We start from the raw sequence: 23249 nt of genomic DNA, 5'->3' as shown, positions 1-23249 counted from the left end.
GGTTAGCACACCTGGCCCTCTCCCGACGCTTGGGCTGAGCTCGGATTTGGGCTCACGTCGAGTCGGGAATTTGGCCCCATCGTCAAGCGTTTGGTTCGATGCTTCCCATGCTGAGCCGGTTTTGCCTCCTGGGCCTCCTCTCTCTCGGTCTCGTCGCGGGGTGTGACTCCCCGGGCTTTTCCTCGAAGAACGCGAAGTCGGCGGCCGACGCGAACAAGAACCAGCCTGCCGTAGGTCAGACGACGACCACGGCGAGCGCGCTCCCGCCGTCCGGCGCCGCGACCGGCTCGAACGGTCCTGACGTCCAGACCGCAGGCCTCAGCGTCTCCGACGAGATCGCCAAGGCGTGTGGCATCCCGGCGCGCCCGACGGGGCAGGCGTATGCGCCGAGTTTCGACTTCGACTCGGCCACACTCGTGGAAGAAGATCGCACGATGCTCGCGACGGTTGCCCGCTGCCTGACCGAAGGCGCGCTCAAGGGCCGGAGCGTGTCGCTCGTCGGTCGCGCTGACGCGCGCGGCGAACCGGAGTACAACATGACGCTCGGCGAGAGCCGGGCGGACACCGTCCGTCGATACATGCAGGATCTCGGCGTCGCGCGCGACAAGCTCCAGGCGACGTCTCGCGGCGAGCTCGATGCGGTCGGTACGAACGAAGAAGGCTACAAGCAAGATCGCCGCGTCGACGTCCGCCTCGTCAACTGAGCGAGCGATCGACGTCGACGGCGAGAGGCTCGCGCGCGACTTCTACGCGCGCGACGCCCTCGTGCTCGCGAAGGCGCTCCTCGGGACGTATCTCGTCGTCCGCACGCCGCACGACAAACGAGACGACGCTCTCTCTCCACTACCTCCCGGTCACGCCGGACACGTGCGTGTCGTCCGCATCGTGGAGACCGAGGCCTACCGAGGCCCGAAAGATCTCGCGAGCCACGCCCGCGCCGGTCTCACGAAGCGCACGCGGACGCTCCTCGGTCCGCACGGCCATGCGTACGTGTACCTGATCTACGGCATGTACGACTGCTTCAACGTGGTCTGCTTCGGCGAGGGCACCGGTCACGCCGTACTCGTCCGCGCCGGTGAGCCGGTGCTCGGCATCGCGAGCGACATTCGCACCGACGGGCCGGGGAGGCTCGCTCGTGCGCTGGGACTCACGCGCGCGCACGACGCTGTCGATCTCGTCGAGAGCAACTCCGTCTATCTCTTGCCGCGCAGCAAGCGCCCGAAGGTCGGCGTCAGCGCGCGGGTGGGCGTGGCCTACGCCGGCGAGATCGCCGAGGCGCCGTGGCGATTCTTCGACGCCGAGAGCCGCTTCGTTTCACGGCCTCCGGCGAAGTCGATCGGTCTCGGTCTCCGCAAGGACGACGGCCGAAGCGATTGAAACCGCAGCGATTCTAGCGGGGCCTTGCGACCATGACCTGCATTGGGGCTCATGTGCGTTCATGCAAGGCGAGGCCGATGCAGTCCGCCACGCGGAGGCCATCCCCCGCAAGAATCTCGGACGGGATAGCGCTCGCGCTGACTCTTCGCGTGTCGTGAGCGCGTCGTAGGCGACCGAGGAGAGGTGTGTTCACGCACTCTCCATGCACTCCGCTTTCACTCCGATCTCCGACGAACCTGCGCGCACGTGCACGTTCTCCACGATGCGAAAGGCGGCCCTCAATGTACGATCGAGAGGCTTCATGCGTTCCTTCGGAGGTTTCATGCTCAAGCGTGCGTTCGTCGTCCTCGGCTTGGTCTCGTCGGTTGCTCTCGCCTGCGGCGGCAGCAGCGACGACTCGGAGTTTGGTCACGGCAACGGCAGCAGCGGAGGAAGCAGCGGCGGCAACGGCAGCAGCGGCTTTCTGGACGGCGATGGCGGCAGCAACACCGGAACGAGCGGTGGACCGGGCGGCACCGTCACCGAAGCGTGCGCCACGTCGAACGCGAACGGGCAGGCCGAGCCCGTCTACCTCGTGTTCGTCGTCGATCGCTCGGGCAGCATGAAATACAACCCGTCGCCCAACAACAAGTGGGACTCGGTTCTCGCAGGCCTCACGTCCTTCTTCAAGGACCCGCAGTCGGCCGGCCTCTTCGCCTCGGAGCAGGTGTTCCCGTCCTCGAAGGACTCGTGTCAGTCGTCGTCCTACCAGAGTCAGCTCGTCGGCATGACGGCTCTGCCCGACACGGCTGGAACGCTTGCAACCGCGCTTGCGAGCCACGGCCCCGATCCGAACGCCAACACGCCCACGCAGCCCGCGCTCACGGGCGCCGTCGCGTTCGCCAAGACCGTTCAGGCGACCGGTAAGAAGACCGCGGTGGTCCTCGTCACCGACGGCGAGCCGAACGGGTGCAGCAGCTCGGTCGATAACTCGGCAAAGGCCGCCGGCACCGGTCTTCCGGACATCAAGACGTACGTCATCGGCGTCGGCAGTGAGCTCGACAACCTCGACGCGATTGCTGCAGGCGGCGGCACCAGCAAGGCCGTTCTCATCTCCACGAGCAACCCCGGCCAGATCACGACGGACTTCGTGAACGTGCTCGGTCAGATTCGCTCGGCCGCGCTCTCGTGCGACTACGCGCTGCCGGCGCCGCCGAACGGCGAGACGCTCGACAAGAACAAGGTCAACGTCCAGTACACGCCGAAGGGTGGTACGGCGCAGACGCTCGACTACAGCGCCGACTGCACCAACGGCACCGGCTGGCACTACGACAATCCGAACAACCCGACGAAGATCCTCATCTGCGAGACGAGCTGCAACACGCTGCTCCAAAACGCAGAAGGGAAGATCGACATCGTCTTCGGCTGCGAGACGCAGGGCACCGGCATCAAGTGAACCGAGCGATGCGCTAGGGCGCGACGACCGGCGTGACTTCGGCGATCTGCAGGTACAGATCGCCGAGGTCGTCCGCGCCTAGGCGCGTGCTACCAGGCGCGTGCGCGGGCCTGGATGAACGAGTAGAAGAACACGCTGTTCGGATCTCGAGCGACGCGTGCGAGCTCCTTGCGCATGCCCTCGACCACGTCGGCCGAGACCTGGTTGGCGGCGAGCAGCGCGGGCGCACCGGAGAGGAGCAGATCGGTCCAGTACGCGAGGAACTCGGTACGCGGAGCCGGATCGCGATTGTCGAAGTGGAACGTCTTCACTTCGGTGACGATGTCGCGGAAGCCGACCGACTGGAGCAGGTTTCCGAGCTTGGCGCCGACGAACGGATCGCCGCCGACCGCAAGCTGGTGCTCGTTGAAGGCCGTCCAGTACCGGAGTGTGTCGGGGCTGTACGGATCGATGAAGAACGTGGCGTTGACGACCTCGTTGCAGACGACCGGGCTGCCAGGAACGAGCACGCGCCTCACCTCGGCCAGCACGCGCGCGGGATCGCCGACGTGCTCGAGCACCCAGCAGAGGAACGCACCGTCGAACGTCTCCGAGCCGAACTCGAGCGCCGTCGCATCGGCCTTGAGAATCTCGAAGCGATCCTTCGCCCACGGGACCGTTCCGAGGAAGCGGCGCGCCTCGGCGATCTGTTCGTCGTTGATCTCGATGCCGGTGACGTGGAGGTCGGGGAAGTGACGGAGCAAGATCTCCGTCTGCGCGCCGACGCCCGCGCCGACTTCCAGTAGGCGCTTGCGGCGCTGGTAGGGAAGGCGGTCGTGGACCATGGGCGCGAGGAAACGCGCCTGCCGATGAAGACGTTCGCGTTCCTCGGGGCTGTAGCCGTGCAGATAACCGGTCGCTTTTGCGCTCACGACGCGGAGCTTAGCGCAAGCGCCCGTCTCATTTCCTGGGGCGCGACGTCGATCGTGAAGCTCGAGAAAGCGCGACCGCGGTCAGGGCGACGTCCACACGACCGCTCGGGACATGGTCGCGTTCGCGGGCGCGTCGACCATCAGGCGCAAGACCTCGCCCTTCTTCGCACAGGCCGGCCCGCGCGGAGGAACGAGACCCGAAACGCCCGTCGCCGCATCACCGCGCGCATCGCCGCTCGCATCTGCGAACCAAGCCCGAACGGATGCGCTCGCGGCGAACGCTGCACGAACGCAGAGATCGCGCTCGGCACGAATCTCTGCCGTCTTGGGCGCAGCTGGATCGGCACGCAGCGTCTCTTTCATCAGCGGCGCATCGACGGCGCCTCGCGCTGCGAGCTCGTCGAGCGTGGCCACGGGCTCGGCGTCGGCACCGGGCGGGGCGGCACTCGCCGCGGGCGACGTGGTGCCCCGCGCGGGATTCTCACCCGCACTGCGCTGCGTGGGGCCCGCGCACGAAGCGAGCCCCATGCCCACGAGACAAACCAGGCAAACCGCGAGAGCTCGCGTGCGCCGTGCGAGGATCACGCGTGCGCTTGAGCGTCGTGCATCGATCGCGTGTCGGTCACCGCGGTCTCGACCGAGTCCATCCGGCAGGATCCCTGGAACTCGACGCCGCGCTCGATGAAGAGCGAGGGCGAGTGGATGTTGCCGATCACTTTGCCGGGCGCGTGGATCTCGATCGCCTGGCTCGCGCGGATGTTGCCGTGAACGATGCCACCGCGAACGATCACCGTGGCGACGTCGATCTCCGCGTGCACTTCGGCGCCGTCGCCGATGATGAGCGTGTCGTCGCTCTTGATCTCGCCCTTGAACAGGCCATCGACCCGCACACGGCCTTCGAAATAGAGCTTTCCTTCGAAGCGAGTGCCGCGACCGAGCAGGGCAGTGATTTCCGTAGCAGGCAGCGCGTCCATCTTGGTCGCATCCGGTAGCAGGGCGCTCGGTCCTTGGCAACAGGACGCACCCGGCCTATGCCCGACGACACGTGTAGGGAAGGAAGGACTCCGATGATTCAGGTTGGTAGTGAAGCCCCCGACTTCGAGCTCCCGTCGAACGAACTCACCGCCGAAGGGCGCCCCGGCAAGCCGATCAAGCTGAGCTCATTCCGTGGGAAGAAGAACGTCGTGCTCGCGTTCTATCCGCTCGACTTCAGTCCGACGTGCTCGAAGGAGCACGCCTGCTTCAAGGACGACTCCGTGCGCATCGACGGCGCGAACGCGCAGGTGCTCGGCATCAGCGTCGACAGCGTCTGGGCGCACCAGGCGTTCGCCAAGCAGATGGGCATCGGTTATCCGCTTCTCGCCGACTTCCAGCCGCGTGGGGCGGTGGGCGAGAAATACGGTCTGTTCCTCGCCGACAAAGGCATCGACGGTCGCGCGACGGTCATCGTCGACAAGGCGGGCAAGGTTGCTTGGTACCAAAAGCACGACGGCCAGCGCAGCGACGACGAGATCCTCGCGGTGCTCGCGAAGCTCGGCTGAACCGCCTTCCACGGTTACGGATCAGATACATCGATCGACTTATCGAAACAGCTAGCGAAACACAGGCTGCTCGATTCGTCGTCTCGTTGTCGGTGACGCGTGCGCCGTGCTCTACTGGATGCATGGGCCTTGCCGCTCGTCATCTAGTCGCGCTGGCGCTCGTGATCACGCCTGCGGCCGCTCACGCCCAGGCCGCGCCGGCAGGCTCGGCTACGGCAGCGGGTTCAGCGTCTGCGGGGGGCGACAGCACGCCTCCCGCAGGCGGTGAGCAGGGCGAGAGCAAAGACGCGGGCGAGAAGAAGCCGACCGTGCCGGCCGCGGGCTACGCCTACAGCGACAAGCCCGTGAAGTCGGCGCACGCGGCCAGGCTCCGCAAGGCTCCCGCGGGACCAACGGCCACGATGCCCGGCTTCGAGGCCTTGCCCGACGGCGGTTCGCGGCTCTTCGTGCAGCTCACCCAGCCGGTTCAGGTCGAAGAGCACAAGGCGCAGGGCTCACTCACGTACATCCTCAAGGGCGCCTACGTTCGCCAGCGCAACAACCTCAACTCGCTCGTGACGGTGCATTTCAACACGCCCGTGAGCCGCGCGCGCCTCGTTCCGCACGGCAACGATCTGCACTTCGTCATCGACCTTCGTGCGTCGGGCGCCGCGCCCACGTGGAAAATGCAGGCGGCTCCCGACAAGAGCGCGAAGCTCATCATCGACTTCCCCAAGGGTGACTACGGCCTCGCGCCGAGCGCCGCGCCGTCCCCGGGTGAGGGCGAAGGCGACGAGGGCACGGAGAATCGTCCGGCCCCGAAGAACATCGGCAAGAAGGGCGGCGCGAAGAGCCGCCGCTAGTCGGTTGGGCGCGCGGATCGTCTTCGGATTCGGAGCGCGATGCGAAAGGTTCTCGCGTGCGCCGCATTGGCCACGCTCTTCGTCCCGTCACTCGCGTTCGCGAAAGAGTCGCCTTCGGTCGACGAGGACGAGCAAGACAACGAAGCGCTCGAAGACGAAGCGCTCGGTCCTGGCTCGAACCTGCGCACGCGCGCGGAACGAATCAGCTTCGATGCGCGGCTTCGAACGCTCGAGCTCTCGGGCAACGTGCGGGTCGACTCCGCCCCGTTCCATTTGCGCAGCGAGAGCATCACGCTTTCGCGTACGCGCTACGGCATCGAGGTCGACGGCAAGGGCTCGCTCGCGTTCTGCCCATGCCTCGGCACGCCCCTTCGCGTCGACTTCGATCACGCCATCGTCGCGCCACCCGGGGATCTGATCCTCCGCTCGCCCACGCTGCGCATCTACGGCGTTCCGGTCCTCTATCTCCCGTATTTCTGGCTCCGTTCCGACGAGCGCCTCGGCCTTTTGCCGCCCGACATCGCGTGGCGTGGTCAGGACGGATTCTTCATCGGCGAGGGCATCCACGTCCCGTGGAAGCAAGGGGGAGGGAAGTCCTCGCTCGATCTACGGGGCGGCGCCTATCTCGTTCGCGGCTATGCCCTCGACACGCGCCTGAAGACGCCGTCGAGCTACCTGCACGTGCGCTACGACGAGCTGAAAGGCGCGTCGTCCCCGCTCTTGCTCGGACAGGTCGACCCGGACGAGCAGACCGACGCCGATACCGGCTTGCTGCTCGAAGCGCGCGGCGCGACGGCCTCCGAGGAGCTCGGCGTGGCCTGGGACGCGGACATGATCCGCGGTCGCCGAGGCGTGGTTTCGACCACCGAGCTCGACGCGGCGGCCAAACCTTGGGACCGCGCGAGTTTCGAAGCGGCGGTCCACGGCGGGCCGTTCGTGGTTTCGAGCGGGATCCGCGCCGTCACGCGTCGCGGTGGCAACCTTGGCGACGTGGACGCGGTCGGTCCCATCGCCAGGGCGCGTGCCTCGGGTGCGGCGGCGAGCGGGATTGCGTACGACCTCACGCTCGAAGGCGGAGCGCTGCGCCTCACGAACCAGACGCCGTCGGCGACGTCGCCGAGCGCGGGCACGCTGAGCTTCGCACGTGCCGAGATCGGAGCGCTCGCGGCGACGGCGATGGGACCGCTCGAAGCGTCGCTCGCGCTTCGAGGAATCGGTGACGTGACGGCCGACCCCGACCGCGACGGCACCGACCGCGCAGGTTCGGCGAGGGCGAGGCTCGGCCTTCCGCTCGCACGAGCGTACGCCTCGGAAGGCGAGCCGAACGATCCGTGGGTACACGTGATCGAGCCGTTCGCGGAGGCAGCGGTTCTCCACGCCAAGGGCGATGGGCTCCTCGGCATCGCGCCGGGCAGGGCGCTCACGGGGATCTCGGGAACGGCGCCGCTCGCCGACGTGGGCGTATCGACCGGCGTTGGGCGATGGGGAGCACGCAAGGCGCTGACGGTCGACGTGGCCGGCGGCGCGGCGTTCGGATCGGACGTCGTCGGCCAAGCCGTCAGGCCTCTCGGGCGCGCACGCGTTGCCGCGAGCCTCTCGTGGCTGGGCGCGACGGTCGACGGCGGCTACGTTCTCGGCGATTCACCCGCACGTTCGGGAGCCGTCACCGTGGCGCACGTGCGGTTCGGCCCGTCGGACGGCCCACGTGTGCTGGCGAACGTTGCAGAGCGCAACGGGCTCGATCCCGTGCTCGCTCGCGCGCTCTCCGACGTTGGCACCGAACCGTCGTCGGGCTTCCTCACCAGCGATGGCACGACGGGCGGGGCGGGACTCGTTGTCCCGTGGTCCCACTTCCTGACCACGTCGGTGGCTGCCGATGCCGACGCGACGAACGCGGAGCTCGTCGCGGCACGAGGTGCGATCGAGCTGCGTGATCGATGCGGATGTCTCACGCTTCGTGCGCTTGCTGCGCATCGCATCGGCCGCAGCGGAGTCGACGTCTGGGTAGCTCTCGACTTCGCTGCCGATCGCTGAGCGATCGTAGGCGAGCGAACGCGCGCATCGTGAATCACGACGCGGCGTGAAAGCGATTCTCAAGATCGCTTTCACGTCTTGTGCTTGCGCGCAGCGCTTGCGGGTGCTGCAGTCCAATGCATGAAGGGCGATCAGAAAGTCATCGACCAGCTCAACGACATCCTCACCGGCGAGCTGACGGCCATCAACCAGTACTTCTTGCACGCGAAGATGTGCCAGAACTGGGGCTACAAGCGGCTCTACGAACACATTCGCAAAGAGTCGATCGACGAGATGAAGCACGCCGACGAGCTCATCGAGCGAATCCTGTTCCTCGAGGGGCTTCCGAACGTGCAGCGACTCAGCAAGATCAACGTCGGTCAGACGGTGCTCGAGATGCTGAAGAACGATCTCGCGGTCGAGATGGAAGCCATCCCGCGGCTCAACAAGTCGATCGAGTACTGCCGTCAGGTTGGCGACAACGGCAGCGAGCACCTGCTCAAGCACATCCTCGTCTCCGAGGAAGAGCACGTGGATTGGCTCGAGGCTCAGCTCGAGCTCGTGAAGCAGGTCGGCGAGGCTCACTACCTCGCGCAGCAGATCCGCGAATAACACGCGGGTGAGCGGGTGAGCGGCCGTGCAGAACGGCCGCACCACGGTCGACAGGCGGGAAGGCGCCCTCGAAAGCGCCTTGCTCTTGCTTGGGAAGGGCTCGAAATGAGATTTAACCCAACCGCTATGTGGCCGTAAATCCGACGCTTTTCTGCTCCGCCCTTCGGCGTCGGCCTCACAACACGTTGAAATTGAAAACGGGTTTCATTATCTTCACGGAGGAATGTACGTCTGCGTTTGCCTGGCCGTTACGGAGCAAGAAGTCGAGGCTGCCATCGCCGGGGGAGCGCACACGCGCACATCGGTCACCGCCGCCTGTCGCGCCGGGGGTGACTGCGGCGCGTGCCACCAGATGATCGAGGACATGGTCGAAGACCACCTCGAGGCGTGCGCGCCGCCGTGCGAACAGAGCGGCCCGATCCCCACGGGGCCGCAGCTCGTCGCCGCCGAAGCGCTGGTTCGCACGCGCGCGGCTTAATCCGGCCTAGTCTCCGCTCGCAGCGAACGACGATGCAGAAAGGGCCAGCCTCGGTCACACCGAGTACTGGCCCTTGCCACGAGATACGAAGCCGTCAGCCTCTCACTCGGAGGTCATGACGGCTTTGTCGCGATCGCCGCACAGCCACTCGACGAGGAACGAGGCCACGTCTCCCGGCTTCGTGCCCGGTCCGAACCCGGCATCGAAGCCGAGCTCCAACGCGAGCTTGTGATCGATACGCGGGCCGCCGAGGAGCATGACGACCTTGTTGCGCCAGCCTTGCTTGCGGGCGAGCTCGATCAGCGCGGCCGAGTTTTCCTTGTGGCAGTTGCGCTGCGTGATGATCTGGCTGACGAGGATCGCGTCGGCGCCGAGTGCCTGCGCGCGCTCGGCGAGCTGCTCGTTTTCGACCTGCGCGCCGAGGTTGTACGCCTCGAACGACTTGTAGCTCTCGAGACCTTTGTCGCCTGCGTAGCCCTTGTAGTTGAGGATCGCGTCGATGCCGACCGTGTGCGCGTCGGAGCCGGTGCAGGCGCCCACGACGACGATCTTGCGACCGAGGCGCGTGTGGATCCGGTGCTCGATCTCTTCGCGCGAGAGCGCCTCGGTGCGGACCTCGGGCACGTCGATGAGGGAAGGGTCGACGGCGTGCTCGGAGTGCCCGTACACGACGAAGTACGAGTAGCCCTCGGCACACTGCTCCATCGTGGAGACGAGCGGCTCGTGCAGGCCATGGAGCTCGGCGAACTTCTTCGCGCACTCGCGAGCACGCGCCGAAGGCGGCATCTCGAGGACGAAGGTCATCTGGACCATGCCGTCGCCCTGGCGATCGCCATAGGCACGGAGCATCTTCGCGGGTTGGGTCGGATGCATCGTCGTTCTCCTACTGACCCTTCTCGAGTGCTTCCAGCACGGGGTTCACGTAGTCCTGCGAGCGCTCGAAGACGCCCGCATAGCCCTTGCCACCGGTTTTCGAGCGCTTCACGTCGGCGAAGGCGCCCGTCGCGATGGCCTGCCAGATCGTATCGCGCTCGACCTCGACCAGGAGTTCATGCGCCTCGTCGAGCACCTGGACCGCGCGCTTGGCCATGATGCCGTCGGGCTTGATCATGAGCTCACCGCCGAGGTCCTTCGTGGTGCCGAACACGTACCGCGTGGCCTTCAGCGACAGGTAGCGATCCATCAGCATCGGGTTGTGCACCGCTTCGCTGAACATGCCGAGGAGCGCGATGCTCTGACCGGTCATCGAACCGACGAGGTTGAACATCGCGTCGTGCACGTGGCTCTGGAAGATGTCGCCGGTCTTGTGCTTCGTAGGGGGCATCCACTTGATGGGATGCCGGTCGAAGACCTGACGAATCAGCTGAGCCTGCGCGAGCTCGAGCAGGAAGCTGTTCTCGATCCAGGGATCGATCTCGAACGCGTGTCCGAGGCCCATCTTCTCTTCGGCGACGCCGGCGCGCTTGGCGAAGGCCTCGTTGATGAACTGGCTCGCGAGAACCGTGTGGGCCTTTTCGACCGCGTCGGCCGTGGTGAGGTAGTTGTCCTCGCCGGTGTTGATGATGATGCCGGCGCGCGCGATGAAGCGGCGCGCGACGTACTGGTCGACGAAGTTGCGGCACGGGTTGATGTCGCGGAAAAGGATTCCGTACATCGCGTCGTTGAGCAGCATGTCGAGCCGCTCGACCGCGCCCATCCACGCGATCTCCGACATGCAGAGGCCGGACGAGTAGTTCGTCTGGTGGATGTAGCGCCCGTACTCGGTGGTCGCTTCGTCGGTGGCGCGACGGATGATCTTGAAGTTCTCCTGCGTCGCGAACGTGCCGCCGTACCCCTCGGTGGTGGCGCCGTGCGGGACGTAATCGAGCAGCGACTGTGCGGTGGCTCGGATGACGGCCACGATGTCCGCGCCTGCATAGGCGGCGGCCTTGGCCTGGACCGCGTCGTCGTAGATGTTGCCAGTTGCAACGATCACGTACTTGTGCGGAATCGGACCTGGCGGAGTCTTTGCTTTGTTCGCCTCGCGCTCGTTACGCGCTGCGTCGATGCGATCGATTGCAGCACGCGCATGCTTCGCGAGGGCCTCGCGAACCTGGTTCGCGTCGGGGCCGCTCTCGCCTCGATCGAGCTCGGGGGCGTAGGCCAGACGCTCGGCAGCGTCCTGGATGTCCGAGGCCCCGTCGAGCAGCGCGCGCCCTAGAAAATAGGAGATTCCGCGCCCTAAAAGGCCTGCCTTCGCGTACCGATCGACGACGAGATTCACGAGCGGCGCGCCCTGATCGTCGACTCCATCGACACCGTAAGAGCGGAGGATCGTTCGCTCGACACCGACGGAGGTGTGGGCGTCGATGTACTTCTGCACGTCATCGGCGACGGAGCCCGCGAGCTCTCGACATCGCGCGACCTTCCGTTCGTCCATCGGGACTCTCAGCATCGTGTCACGGCTTTTGCCACAAGCCGCTCGGAAACGCGAACGCCCGTCGCGTCGGCCGCGCGGACATCCACCGACTCAAGCTCCTTGCCGCAAGCTCTCCGGTTCCATAAGGTTACTTACTCGTCACACGCTCAAGCGGTCGCAGCGGCCGTCGGGGCCGAGACGCTTACGGAACTTCGCTAAAGGAGAACGCGTATGAGCAAGAGCATCTGGCTTCGTTACAGTCTGGCATCACTGATCGCAGCTTCTGCGGCTGTCAGCGGCTTGCTCGTCGCGTGCAGCAGCGATGACGCGACCAACAACGGCACGATCACGCCCGACTCCGGCGGCGGCAACGACTCCGGCGGCGGCAACGACACGGACGGTGGCACCGACAGCGGCTCGGACGGCTACACGCCCCCGAAGCCCGTCCCGGCGAAGCTGCTTCTCGTTCACGCGGGCTCAAGCCTCGGCCCGTCGGACGAGGGGAGCGGGATCCGTGTTTGCTTCGGTACGGCGACGAAGGCAGCGCCCACCGAGTTCACGGTGACGCCGTTCCCAGTTCTTCCGCACACGGCCACCGGCTCCGCGCCGTTCCCCGGTATCTTCCCGAACTCGGGCGGCGTTTTCCCCTCCTCCGGCGCGAACTACGAGGACCTCGCAATTCGTCCCTATGTCATGAATGCCAAGCGCTTGGCTGAGCGTGGCATCGTTGGGAACGATCCGTCGACCGCGCGCTGCAGCCAGATCCTCGGCACGAGCTTCGACGCTGGCGACATGCCATTCAAGGAGAACGTCGACTACTGGCAGCTGCCTGACATCGCGGCGGGCATCCTCAAGGCGGATCACACCTACGCGCTCGTTCTTACGGGGTGCTCGGGCGACGCCAAGGGCGAGATCTACTGCGGTCCGGGGGATGATGGTCAGCCGTTTATCCCGACCGACACGCCGGGCCTTGGCAACCTCAAGCTGATGGTTGTCGAGCTGGATACGACCACGAAGCCGGCAGCAACGGAGTTCGGAGCGCAGTTCATTCACGCTTCGCCCGCCTACAAAGCCATCGCGGTCGACCCCCCGATGGTGCCGCTCCTCGTTGGCGACAACGACGCGGGCACGCTCATCGCGGGCGATGCCGGTGTCGAATACAAGCGGGACGCCACCAAGGCAACGGATCTCGCGAAGGTGACCGGTCTGACGACGGCAACGGCGAAGATCGCTGCAAACCCGAACTTCCCGCCGGGCCAGGGACCGTTCGCCGCGCAGGCACTGAATAACGCCGCGAAATCTACGAAGCCGAGCGTGCAGTACGTGACGACCGGCTTGAAAGATGAGGCGGAGTACTACGTCAACGGCAAGGCGTTCACGTTCATCGCCGTCGGCGTCCCGGACCCGGCCGCTCCGGCTGAGCGAGCTTTCCGCTACCTCGGCTTCCCGAACGACTTCACGCCGCCGGCGCTCCAGTAATCGAGCTCCGACGTTGAAGTGAAAGCGAGCGGCGGCCGCGGAAACGCGACGCCGCTCGCGGCTTTTGTGCTCGCGACGATCTGGACGAGGCGAGGTGCTGGCGTAAGGGAAAAGCGCCTCAATCAAACTAGCGGTGGTCGTTCGTCGGCGATGGGGTTGGCGCGCTCGCCTCGATTGCGAACCACTCGAAGTCAACGATGGCGCATCGCCATGCTCGGCTACGTGCACTCCACTAGGGGTTGTCCGAATCTCTTCAAACCGTCAGCCACCGCGTGTGCGATTGGCGCGTTCGGCCCGCTCTCAGTGCTTTCTCGCTCGCCCCGAAACCGCCGTCTGATACGAACGGGGAAGGGGAGTGACATGCGAGCCAAAACGACTCGACGTCTTGGGGCTGCGTGGGCGTGGGCACCGATGGTTGCGTTCGCGGCGGCATGCTCGACCTTCGGCGGTGACGACAGCAGCCCGACGGCACCGAGCAACGACGCCTCTGAGAACTCGAGGAATGGCGACGGTGGCGTTGTCGTCGGTCGCGGGTCCAATCTCATCGACATCGTGCCGCTCGAGCGAAGCATGCTCACGCGCGGGACCACCGCGTCGATCAAGGTGTCGATCGCGCGGAAAGGGTCGTTCGACGGTGCTGTCATCATCACCGTCCGGGGACTTCCGGATGGCATCGCCGCCAAACCGCTTCGATTGGAGTCTCCAGCAACCGTCGGTGATCTCGAGCTGACGATTGCGAGCTCGACTCCGCAAGGCGACGTCGCTGGCATTTCGCTCGAGGCCAACCCGTCGAACGACTCGGAGACGGCGATAGCGGCGCTTCCACTCCTCGTGCGAGGAGCACCGGGCGAGCTCGACACGACGTTCGGCACCGACGGCTTCGCGGACACGGCGGCTGTGCAGGCGCTTCTGATGTCTCAGAAGCTCGCCGTTCTGCCGGATGGGCGCTTCCTGGTTTTCCAGTCGACCGGGCTTGACTACGGCAGCAACAGCGTCGTCTGGCGCTTCACGGCCGAAGGGCAGCGCGACCTCACATTTGGAACCGGTGGTGAGGTTGTCGTGACCGCCGGCTACATCGCTCGTGTCTTCGTGAGCGAAGGGGCGATTCTGATGTTCGTTCGTGGAACGGGCTTCGCAGGCCCGTTTCGCGTGCAGCGACGGAATTTCGATGGCGTCCCCGATACGACCTACGGCGTGGGCGGCGAATACTCCCATTCGTCGAATGAGTACCAAACACAGGACGATATGGTTCTCATGCCTGGGGGGGCGACCGCGGTCGTGGGATCGGACGGGTTCGGTACCCCCCAAGTCTTTTGGATCTCTGGCGCCGGCGTCGCGGACGCGATGGTCAATGCGAGCGCGTTTTCTTCATTCAATGCTCCTCATGCGATCGCGAGCGCCGTTGGCGATGCCACAGGATTCGTCGGAGTGGACAGCTACGGTGGGCTCGCACGCGTTCAACGTGCGGGTGGAACGCTCGATGCGGCGTTTGGTGGGGCGGGGACCGGACTGCTGCAGATGGATGGCGCTACCGGTCTCGCGCTCGATTCCAAGGGACGGTACGTGATTGGCGGAAGTATGTCCAAGGAGCTCCTGACCGTCCGTCTCGACGAGAAAGGCGCGCTCGACCCGACGTTCGGAAAACAGACGACGCCGGTTGCTGACCTCGCTCCGCTGCCCATCGTTGTCGTGCAGAAGGACGACGCCGTCGTTCAAGCCTTGCGCGAACTCCCGGCGCAGGTCGGACGATGCGGGCTCGTCAGGCACAATTCGAACGGGACTCTCGACACCACGTTCGGCACCAATGGCATCGCGATGTACACCATCGACGCTTGCCGGATCACCGACGTCGCGCCACTAGCCGATGGGCGCCTGCTCGTTGCGGGCGCGAAGACGTTCAGAGTTTGGAATTGACTCGCTCGGGTCAACGGGGCCGTCGCGCGCTCAGCTCGTTGCATTGAACGTGGGGCGCGTGATGGATACGTTGGTCGAGGTCGAGAGGCGGCTGAACGTGGTCCTCACGAACGCAAGTGGGCTCCTCCCGGAGGGGCAGCTCGATGGCATGCGGGAGCTGGTGGCTCACGGAGAGCCAGGCGTGGCTCTCGAGACGCTGTGGACGCAGCTCTACGAATACGACGTCGACGTGCCGAGCCCATCAAACAAGCAATGCTGGAACTCGCACGCGCGATGGGTGCGCAAGTTCCAGCTTGGTTCGCGTGAGCGCGCGGGTCAGAGCGGGCAGACGAATTCGGCGGACGGGATTTTCGGGAGCGGGTCGCCTTCGTTGACCTTCTGGAAGAGGCACGTGTTGGCCTTCGGGTCGAAGGTGAAGCCGTAAGGCTCGACGAGGTCGCCGGCGAGGGTGGTGCAGAAGCGGTCGCCGCCGCCGAAGCGGCCGTCGAGGGTGACGTTGTTGATGAGGGCGTCCTTGCCGCTCACGCTGTTGGCTTCTTTGGTAAGGCGGACGGTGCCGAGGACCGCGGTGAAGCGGCCGGTGCCAGCGGCGACGGGGGAGTTGGGGACGGGGATGTTGTCGCCGCGGATTTCGGATTTCGAGACAGTCGCGGGGGACGTGTAGCCGTTCTTCACGAGGTCCCAGCCGCGGAGTGGGGAGACCGTCAAGGAGAGCATGCCGCCGCCGGCCGGGTCCGGCGTGAACTTCGTCTCGGTGTAGAAGCGCAGCGCTTGCTCGGGGTCCTTCGCGGCGAGGGTCGTGACGCAAATTCCAACATAGAGCGCATCGACGCTCTCGGTCGGGGGCTTCGTATCGATGTTGGCATCGACTTCCGCGGGAGGACCGGAGTCTTCCTGGAGGTTCGCCGTGCGTGCGACGAAGTCCTGATAGTCGCCTTCCGGATCGGGAAAACAAGCCGTCGCGAGGAGCGACGCCGTGAGCGCACCGAGGACGCCAACACCAGCGGAGAGAGCCGCGACGCGAGAAGCGAGACGCATTGATTAACCGATAGAGAACCAGCGCGGCCGACGCAAGAGCGTGCACGCAATCTTGATGGTCGAAAGACTGGGCGAGGGGACCACCCGAGTGGTCGTCGCGTCCGGCACGACGACCGGGACGGAATGACCCTCGGGTGGCGCGGTTCGACGAGGTGCGTCGGAACTTGATCGGGCACTCACGTTTTGCGCTTTGCCGATCGAGCGCGCGTTGTAGTCTACATGGCGGTCGTCCTAACGGCGCGAGCCTCACTCCCATGCGGGGAGTGCGGGGGTGTTCACAGGCTCCTGCGCTCGCCAGCCTGCTTCAAGCGCTTCAAGCGAGAGGTTTTACGCGAGAGATCATGCGCAGCCGAAAGCTCCTCTGTCTTCACGCCCGCAAAGCCACTTTCGCCGCCATCACGCTTCTCACGCTCGCCGTCGGGGTCGGAACACCGACGGAGGCGCGCGCGAACGGATATCTGACCGCGCGCTTCGGTTCGGACCACGGCACGCCGGCGATGGCGAACACGTACGCCGTCTATTACAACCCGGCGGCGCTCGGCGGAACGACCGGAACGACCATCACGGCGGACGTCTCGCTCGCCCTCCGCTACGCCCACTACAAGCGCCCGGAAGAGGCGCTTTCGCCGTCGACCAACGCGAGCGACCGCTTGCGGGCCGACCCGAACTACGTGGCCGCGAACACGGGTGACGGCAACCTCCTCAACCTCCTCGCGTTGCCGTTTGCCGGCATCAACACGGACTTCGGCGGCTCGCCGTACTTCCGCGCAGGCTACGCGGTGTACGTGCCGTTCGGCGGCATGGCCACCTGGGACCGCCGCTCGGGCGTTCCCGGCGAGCTCGGTTCGACCGACGGCGTGCAGCGTTGGCACAACATCAGCGGTCAGATTCTGACCATCTACAACACGTTCGCCGGGGCGGTGGTCATCCCGAACACGGGCCTCTCGTTCGGCGCCAGCGTCAGCCCTGTGATCCAGCACGTCGCCACCACGCGTGCGCGCACCGCGGACGACAGCGACGACACGACGAACACGAACGGCACCCTCAAGGAGGGGCGCTCGTACCTCGATGCGAGCGGGGTCAACCTCGCCGCCAGCTTCGGCGCGTACTGGCAGTCGCCGGACTCACGCATTCGACTCGGTGCGGCGTATCTCAGCCAGCCGGGCTTCGGCACGTCGCGTCTGAGCGGCACGCTCAACGGCGTCGTCCAGGGCGGCGCGTACGTGAAGCAGGACATCGACTTCCTGCAGACGTGGCCCGATATCGTCCGCGTTGGCGGCGCCTGGCGTCTTCCGAACGACAAGGTCGAGTTCCGCAGCGACCTCGAATACGTGCGCTGGTCGGTGTTCGACAACCAGTGCGTCGTGATCAAGGGGCGCGACTGCAAGATCAACCCCGATGGCTCGTCGCCGAACGCGCAGGACGTCGTCCTCAACATCCCGCGCAACTGGAAAGACGCGATCGGCTATCGCCTCGGTGTGGGCTACTTCGCCAACTCCGACCTCGAGCTCTTCGCCAGCGGAGGCTTTGCGACGGCGGCCGCGCCGAAGGAGACCATCGACGCCTCGACGATCGACGCGTTCTCGGTCTCGGGAGCCATCGGCGCTCGCTACACGGTCTCGCGGCACTTCGCGTTTGCTGCAAGCTACAACCATATCTACTACCTGCCGGTCGACACCAAAGGCGCGAACAAGCTCAACGAGTTCGCATCGCCCTCGAAGTCGCCGAGCGCCGACGGCAAGTACACGTCGCAGATCGGCATGCTGAACGCCAACGCGTCGTACACGTTCTGAGCGCCGCGAACCGAATCGGGAGATCATGAGGATCACGCTCTTCGCTTCGGCGCTCGCGCTCTCGTGCGCCTTCGTGGCCTGTTCGGAGTCCACGCCGGCTCCGCTGTCGAATGGAACGCCCTCGGACCAAGACGGCGGCGGAAACGGCGACACCATGCTCGGTGAGCCGGCGGTCGCTTGCACCGACGCGGCCGACGCGATTTATGGCGCGCCAGGCACGCTTCCGGACGCCAAGGGCGCGATCATCAAGTGCACGAAGGATCCCGAGCTCGCCAAAGACGCCATCCAGGCGAAGCTCGGCGAGCTCGGCTATCAGGGCAAAGCCGTCACGAGCGGAGCGAAGGTCTATCGCGTCTCGTACCGAACCGAGCGCGGCGACGCCGCGAAGACGCCCGCGGTCTCCAGCGCGGCGGTCTACGTGCCCACCGTGCAGCGCACCGGCAAGCTACCTGTCGTCATCGCGGCGCGTGGAAGTCGTGGCCAGGCGGCAGCGTGCACCGCGTCGAAGCTCGATCCCGTCGCTGACGGCGTGAACCAGGACTACTTCCGCCTCGTCTACTCGCTCGTCGGTGCGGGCTATGCCGTCGTCGCGCCCGACCTCGCGGGCTACGCGAATTTCGGGGCGCCGGGCAATCCGCCGAGCGCGTATGCGCAGGCCGAAGACGTGGGCAAGTCTACGCTCGACGGCGGGCGTGCGCTGAAGAAGCTCTTTCCGCAGCTTGGCGACAAGACGGTCATCGTCGGTCATTCGCAGGGTGGTCACAGCGCGCTCGCGGCGCTCGCGCTCTCCGAGTCGTACGGGACGGAAGGCACGATTGCGGGCGTCGCCGTCTACGCGCCGCTCTGGCTCAGTCAGCGTTCGTGGGGCGCGCTGCTCGATTCGGGCATCGGTGCCGGCTACCCGATCGCCGGTCAGCCTTCGCCGAACGCCGTCAGCATCTGGTACCACTACACGCAGGCCGAGTTGCTCGACGGACCGGGCGAGGGGAAGAAGCTCTTCGCGGCCGCCAAGCAAGACGCGGTCAAAGACTTCGTCGACACGCAGTGCTGGGCCTCGAGCTATCCGAAGCTCGAAGCGCTCGGGACGTACGGCTACGAGCTGTTCGACGCCGCGTTCGTGAAAGCGGTTTCGGCGAGGGCCGCCTACGGCGGTGACTGCGACCCCGGCAGCGTCTGCGAGAAGTGGATCAAGCGTTACAGCGCCGATCGCCCGCACATCACCGGTGCCGCCGTGAAGGTGCCGATCCTCATGCTCTACGGCGGCGCGGACACCACCATCCCGCCCACGCGCATGCGCTGCGGACTCGATCGCTTGAAGGACGACGGCGTGAACCTGTCCGTGTGCATCGAGGCATCGGCTACGCACGGAAGCATCCTCGACATGCGGAGCAGCTACGTCGCCGATTGGCTCGGCAGCGTGACCTTGGGTGAGGCCGCGCCTGCGGCCTGCGCCGCGAACGAGTCGGCGATCACCGCGACCTGCGCCGTGCCGCCCCCGAACGATTAGAGCGAACGCACGGCGTCGTGCTTGCAGTCCGCATGAAGGGCCCCAGGTTCGCCGGGAGGGGACTTTTCTTGCGGAGGTGAGCCGTGTCGATGATGAAGGCCGTCTGTCTCGAGCGATGCGGAAGAGCATCGACCGTCAACCTCTCGGACGTGCCTCGTCCCAAGCCCGGCCCCGGCGAAGTGCTCGTGCACGTTCACGCGGCAGGTATCACGCTCACGGAGCTCGACTGGGGAGAGACGTGGCGCACGCGTAACGGAATTCCGCGCGCGCATCCGATTCCCGGCCACGAGCTCTGCGGAGAAGTGGCGGCCGTGGGGGTCGGAACGCCCGACCTCCACACGGGCGACCGCGTCTACGGCCTGACGGACTTCGCCCGTGACGGCGCCGAAGCCGAGTACGCGATTGCCACTGCGAGCGAGATTGCGCGTGCTCCACGCTCCGTGGACGACCTTCACGCGGCGGCCGTTCCACTGGCCGCGTTGACCGCCTGGCAGGCGCTCTTCGACCGGGCGCGCCTCGAGGCCGGGCATCGCTTGCTCATCCATGGCGCCGCGGGCGGTGTCGGATGCGTGGCCGTTCAGCTGGCACGTTGGGCCGGGGCACACGTCATCGGAACCGCGTCCGAATCCAACCTCGATCTCGTGCGCGCGCTCGGTGCCGACGAAGTCGTGGACCACGAGGCGGTCCACTTCGAAGACGTCGTGAGCGATGTCGACGTCGTGCTCGATTGCGTCGGTGGCGACACACTCACCCGGTCCTTCGGCGTCCTCGTCGACGACGGGCTGCTCATCTCGATCGCTCAGCCTATTCCCGACGACCGCGCGGACGATCCGCGGGTGCACGCGCAATTCTTCGTCGTCCATCCCGATCGCGCCCAGCTCGAACGGATCGCGGAGCTCGTCGATCAGGGGGTGATCGTGCCGATCGTCGATGCCGTCGTGCCACTCGAGCGCGCCCAGGAGGCCTACGAGCACCTCGCCAAGGGGCATGCGCGCGGCAAGACCATCCTGAAAGTCATTCCTTCGTGATGGGGTGGGGGGAAGCGATCGGAACCGGACATCACCCAAACGGATGACGCCGAGCGCCTTGAGCCAAGCACACGAGGCAGCGAGGCAACGATGACAGGGGACGAGCTTGTGCGACCGTGCGCGAGCCTGCGCGACCCGTCCCGCGGGAATCGCGCGACGGACCAAGGAGGACCGTTCCTTCCGCGCGCGACATCGATAGAATGCTCGTGTGTCGCTGCCCCGTCTGACGCTCGCGACGCAGGAGTCGAGCGAGATCGCCCGTGTCCTGCGCGGCGTGCTCCGCCTGCGGACCGTCATCGTCCCGCTGAAGTCGCCGCCCCCCAAAGACGGCCAGTACCTCCTCGACATCGAGGTGCCCGGCTTCGGCCTGGTGACCGTGCTCGCCGAGCCGTCGGGAGGGCAGCGTCCGGACGGAACGTCGCTCACGCTGAGGCCGGTCACGCGCGCACAAATGGCGGAGCTCTTCGCCCTCGTCGAACGTCTCGACGAGCCTGCGCCGTCCGTTCCCTCCGAGCCGCCCGAGCCGGATCCCGAGCCGGAAGAATCGTGGGACAACGACGCGGACGGCGACACCTTCGTCGAAGACGCGCCTTCCCGCATGGTCGGTGTTCCGCTGGGCCCGCCGCCCATGATTGCCGACACCGTTCCGCCGAGCGTCGCGTTCAGCCGCTCGTCGCACGTGCGCTCGACCGCGCCGCCTTCGAGCCTCAAGCCGTTCCAGATGCCGAGCCCCATGCGCGATACGCACGTCGGGCGCCTGCTGGCGGGCAAGTATCGCATCGACGCCCCGATCGGCCGTGGTGCGGCCGCCGTCGTGTACCGCGCGACGCACACCGAGCTTCGTCGCGACGTCGCCATCAAGATCCTCCACGCGGCGAACCAGGGCGAGGCGCAGTTCGTGCGCCGTTTCAAAGCCGAGGCGCTCACGGCGAGCAAGCTCGAGCACGTCAACGTCACCCGCGTCATCGACTTCGGTCAGGAGGCCGGCGAGCTCTATCTCGTGATGGAGTTCATCAACGGCCGGCCGCTCGAGGCGATCCTCTCGAGCGAAGGGCCGCTGCCTGCCAAGCGGGTCGTCGACATCGGGATCCAGGCGTGCCGGGCGCTCGCCTTCGCGCACGACAAGGGCGTGATCCATCGGGACATCAAGCCCGAGAACATCATGATCCTGCCCGACCACGACGACGACGGCGAGCCATGCGATCTCGTCAAGGTCTGCGATTTCGGGCTCGCCAAGCTTCGCGATCCCGACGCGGAGACCGCGGACATCACGGCGAGCGGCATGCTGTGCGGCTCACCCGCATACATGTCACCAGAGCAGGCGCGCGGCGACACGCTCGACTTCCGGACCGACCTCTATTCGCTCGGCGTCACGCTCTTCGAGGCCCTCACGGGCTCGCTCCCGCACGACGGGCACACGCTGAACGAGCTCTTGTTGAAGAAGTGCATGGAGGCGCCGCCGGTTCCATCGTCGCTCGTTCCAACCATCGATCCGCTGCTCGACGACGTGCTCTTGCGAGCGATGGCAACCGATCCGGGCTCACGCCATGCCTCGGCGCAGGAACTTCGCACCGAGCTCCGCACCATCCGAGGTCAGCTCGTCGACGAAGACGCGCAGGGCGATCACCGCACGATCATCGGCGGTTAGGCCCCGCGTAGCATCATTTCTCGAGCATGTAGAGATCGCCGCCCGTCGACTGGGCATGGTCGCCCCAGTAGATGCCGTCGTCGTCGACGTCGAGCGCGAAGACGTTCCCGCTCCAGAGGTTGGTCTTGGCGCCCGTGATCTTCTCGAAGGCATCCACGCCGCCCGCGTTCGCTCGCGCAACGTAGAAGAACTTCTCGTCGACGGCAGAGTCGAACACGTCGGAGAACGTCTGCGGGAACGCGGAAGAGATCGTGCGCAAGGCGATGTCGACCGCGAGAAGGCTGCTGCTGCGCGTGACCCACAGCTTGGTGCAGTCCGAGGCGAGGCTCAGGTATCCGTCGTTGCTCGTGGTGGGGGTGAAGGGGGCGCTCGACCCGAGGTCGCGCGAGTACTCCACGATGGCCGCCGAGTCGGACCTCGTCGCGTAGATTGCCAACGGCGCCGGCGCGACGCCGCTCGCTGCTTGCGCGAGCGAGGAGAGCTTCGCGGTTGCCTGTTTCGTATCGATGAGCGCCGCGTTCGCCGAAGCCATGCGCGCGACGAGCACACCCGGTCCGGCAGAAACGAGCTTGCTCACACGCCCGCCGGCGGCGAGCGTCGTGAGTGGCTCGACGACGCACGACCCCGCGGCGCACACGCGACCGGCCCGCGCGATCGTGGCGGAGGGGGTGGCCGAACCCGCGGTGTACGTTGCCCAGTAAACGTACTCGCCGTCGAGCGCGAGCGCGCTTGCGCTCGGTTGATTCGAGGCGATCTCGACGGCAACGCCGCCCGCTTTGGAGACGCGCAGAATGCGGGCGTTCGAGTTTCCGTTGTAACCGTCCGCCGTGTTGTCTTGCTCGATCCAGTAGACGTACTTGGCGTCCGTGGTGATCGCGAATGGGAAACGCGGGCGCGAGGGAGGCTCGTAGAGGAGCGTCTTCTTGCTGTCGGCAAACCCTTTCGACGGGCCACGCGCGGGAGGACAGAGCTTCCGAAGCTCAGGAAGCTCTTCCGTCGGGCCACCGTCGGCGTGCGGCTCGGTCGCCGCATCCGACGTGGGGACCTGGCCCGACGCGTCGATGTCCCTCGTCGAGGAAGGATCCGCCGAGTCCGTCTCACCGAAGCTCGAACATGCGAGCGACACAAGCGATACAAGCGACACAAAACCGGAGAGGGCAACGATGCCGGCCGCGGGCAGAGCGACACGAAGGAAGCGGCTCATCGCCGGTGAGCGTATCACGAGCCTCCCGCGT

At 66.2% G+C, this 23249-nt stretch carries 22 protein-coding genes; 15 read left to right on the top strand and 7 right to left on the bottom strand.

What is annotated here, in order from left to right; genetic code table 11:
- Positions 1 to 107: 107 nt before the first annotated feature.
- From AKJ09_RS41725 to AKJ09_RS41715, 3 genes are all read left to right on the top strand, one after another.
- Positions 108 to 704 (top strand): OmpA family protein, encoded by a 597-nt coding sequence (locus tag AKJ09_RS41725; RefSeq protein WP_169928291.1) that lies wholly within the window; start codon positions 108 to 110, stop codon positions 702 to 704.
- Positions 637 to 1377, top strand: a complete 741-nt coding sequence (locus AKJ09_RS41720; RefSeq protein ID WP_146653411.1) for a DNA-3-methyladenine glycosylase — start codon at positions 637 to 639, stop codon at positions 1375 to 1377. The genes AKJ09_RS41725 and AKJ09_RS41720 overlap by 68 nt, the downstream gene beginning before the upstream one ends.
- A gap of 301 nt (positions 1378 to 1678) precedes the next feature.
- A complete protein-coding gene (locus AKJ09_RS41715; RefSeq protein WP_169928290.1) occupies positions 1679 to 2812 on the top strand; it encodes a vWA domain-containing protein in 1134 nt (377 codons plus the stop codon).
- A gap of 89 nt (positions 2813 to 2901) precedes the next feature.
- Here AKJ09_RS41715 and AKJ09_RS41710 read toward each other — a convergent pair whose 3' ends face one another.
- From AKJ09_RS41710 to AKJ09_RS41700, 3 genes are all read right to left on the bottom strand, one after another.
- Positions 2902 to 3723: a methyltransferase domain-containing protein gene (locus tag AKJ09_RS41710; RefSeq protein WP_146653409.1), complete on the bottom strand. Its 822-nt coding sequence runs from the start codon at positions 3721 to 3723 to the stop codon at positions 2902 to 2904.
- A gap of 81 nt (positions 3724 to 3804) precedes the next feature.
- Positions 3805 to 4251, bottom strand: coding sequence for a hypothetical protein (locus tag AKJ09_RS41705; RefSeq protein ID WP_146653408.1), 447 nt, complete (start codon positions 4249 to 4251; stop codon positions 3805 to 3807).
- A gap of 53 nt (positions 4252 to 4304) precedes the next feature.
- Complete coding sequence (locus AKJ09_RS41700; RefSeq protein ID WP_146653407.1) at positions 4305 to 4697, bottom strand: bactofilin family protein; 393 nt, start codon at positions 4695 to 4697, stop codon at positions 4305 to 4307.
- Between the two features lie 93 nt (positions 4698 to 4790).
- On the opposite strand from AKJ09_RS41700, the gene AKJ09_RS41695 reads away from it, so the two are divergent.
- The 5 genes from AKJ09_RS41695 (at position 4791) to AKJ09_RS41675 (ending at position 9209) form a co-directional block, all read left to right on the top strand.
- On the top strand, positions 4791 to 5264 hold the full coding sequence (locus AKJ09_RS41695) for a redoxin domain-containing protein (RefSeq protein WP_169928289.1): 474 nt from the start codon (positions 4791 to 4793) through the stop codon (positions 5262 to 5264).
- A gap of 122 nt (positions 5265 to 5386) precedes the next feature.
- Positions 5387 to 6106 carry an AMIN domain-containing protein gene (locus AKJ09_RS41690; protein WP_146653405.1) on the top strand — a complete coding sequence of 240 codons (720 nt, stop codon included), beginning with the start codon at positions 5387 to 5389 and terminating at the stop codon, positions 6104 to 6106.
- A 39-nt stretch (positions 6107 to 6145) separates the two neighbouring features.
- The gene (locus tag AKJ09_RS41685) at positions 6146 to 8140 is read left to right on the top strand and encodes a hypothetical protein (RefSeq protein ID WP_146653404.1); all 1995 of its coding nucleotides are present in this window, start codon (positions 6146 to 6148) and stop codon (positions 8138 to 8140) included.
- A 120-nt stretch (positions 8141 to 8260) separates the two neighbouring features.
- Entirely contained in the window at positions 8261 to 8731 is a 471-nt protein-coding gene (bfr, locus tag AKJ09_RS41680) for a bacterioferritin (protein WP_146653403.1), read from the top strand.
- Positions 8732 to 8954: 223 nt separating this feature from the next.
- The gene (locus tag AKJ09_RS41675) at positions 8955 to 9209 is read left to right on the top strand and encodes a (2Fe-2S)-binding protein (protein WP_146653402.1); all 255 of its coding nucleotides are present in this window, start codon (positions 8955 to 8957) and stop codon (positions 9207 to 9209) included.
- Between the two features lie 102 nt (positions 9210 to 9311).
- Here the strand turns inward: AKJ09_RS41675 and kamE are convergent, their stop codons facing one another.
- Positions 9312 to 10082 (bottom strand): lysine 5,6-aminomutase subunit beta, encoded by a 771-nt coding sequence (gene kamE / locus AKJ09_RS41670; RefSeq protein ID WP_146653401.1) that lies wholly within the window; start codon positions 10080 to 10082, stop codon positions 9312 to 9314.
- A gap of 10 nt (positions 10083 to 10092) precedes the next feature.
- Positions 10093 to 11628 (bottom strand): lysine 5,6-aminomutase subunit alpha, encoded by a 1536-nt coding sequence (gene kamD / locus AKJ09_RS41665; protein WP_240488799.1) that lies wholly within the window; start codon positions 11626 to 11628, stop codon positions 10093 to 10095.
- Between the two features lie 210 nt (positions 11629 to 11838).
- Between kamD and AKJ09_RS41660 the strand changes: the two genes are divergently transcribed.
- The 3 genes from AKJ09_RS41660 to AKJ09_RS56430 all read left to right on the top strand — a co-directional run bounded on the left by AKJ09_RS41660 (position 11839) and on the right by AKJ09_RS56430 (position 15424).
- Positions 11839 to 13086, top strand: a complete 1248-nt coding sequence (locus AKJ09_RS41660; RefSeq protein WP_146653399.1) for a hypothetical protein — start codon at positions 11839 to 11841, stop codon at positions 13084 to 13086.
- 360 nt (positions 13087 to 13446) lie between these two features.
- Entirely contained in the window at positions 13447 to 15000 is a 1554-nt protein-coding gene (locus AKJ09_RS41655; protein WP_169928288.1) for an NHL repeat-containing protein, read from the top strand.
- The gene (locus tag AKJ09_RS56430) at positions 14951 to 15424 is read left to right on the top strand and encodes a MafI family immunity protein (RefSeq protein ID WP_146653397.1); all 474 of its coding nucleotides are present in this window, start codon (positions 14951 to 14953) and stop codon (positions 15422 to 15424) included. The genes AKJ09_RS41655 and AKJ09_RS56430 overlap by 50 nt, the downstream gene beginning before the upstream one ends.
- On the opposite strand, the gene AKJ09_RS41645 is transcribed toward AKJ09_RS56430, so the two are convergent.
- The gene (locus AKJ09_RS41645) at positions 15316 to 16038 is read right to left on the bottom strand and encodes a hypothetical protein (protein ID WP_146653396.1); all 723 of its coding nucleotides are present in this window, start codon (positions 16036 to 16038) and stop codon (positions 15316 to 15318) included. The two genes, AKJ09_RS56430 and AKJ09_RS41645, sit on opposite strands and share 109 nt — an antisense overlap.
- Positions 16039 to 16379: 341 nt before the next feature.
- On the opposite strand from AKJ09_RS41645, the gene AKJ09_RS41640 reads away from it, so the two are divergent.
- From AKJ09_RS41640 to AKJ09_RS41625, 4 genes are all read left to right on the top strand, one after another.
- Positions 16380 to 17831 (top strand): OmpP1/FadL family transporter, encoded by a 1452-nt coding sequence (locus AKJ09_RS41640; protein WP_169928286.1) that lies wholly within the window; start codon positions 16380 to 16382, stop codon positions 17829 to 17831.
- A gap of 25 nt (positions 17832 to 17856) precedes the next feature.
- Positions 17857 to 19338 carry an alpha/beta fold hydrolase gene (locus AKJ09_RS41635; protein WP_146653394.1) on the top strand — a complete coding sequence of 494 codons (1482 nt, stop codon included), beginning with the start codon at positions 17857 to 17859 and terminating at the stop codon, positions 19336 to 19338.
- A gap of 89 nt (positions 19339 to 19427) precedes the next feature.
- Entirely contained in the window at positions 19428 to 20366 is a 939-nt protein-coding gene (locus AKJ09_RS41630; protein WP_205634090.1) for an NADP-dependent oxidoreductase, read from the top strand.
- A 208-nt stretch (positions 20367 to 20574) separates the two neighbouring features.
- A complete protein-coding gene (locus AKJ09_RS41625; RefSeq protein WP_146653393.1) occupies positions 20575 to 22014 on the top strand; it encodes a serine/threonine-protein kinase in 1440 nt (479 codons plus the stop codon).
- A 13-nt stretch (positions 22015 to 22027) separates the two neighbouring features.
- Here AKJ09_RS41625 and AKJ09_RS41620 read toward each other — a convergent pair whose 3' ends face one another.
- A complete protein-coding gene (locus AKJ09_RS41620; protein WP_146653392.1) occupies positions 22028 to 23218 on the bottom strand; it encodes a hypothetical protein in 1191 nt (396 codons plus the stop codon).
- Positions 23219 to 23249: the final 31 nt, after the last annotated feature.

The sequence above is a fragment of the Labilithrix luteola genome, assembly GCF_001263205.1.
Taxonomy (GTDB): Bacteria; Myxococcota_A; Polyangia; order Polyangiales; family Polyangiaceae; genus Labilithrix; species Labilithrix luteola.
This window is presented reverse-complemented; position numbering and strand designations above follow the sequence as displayed.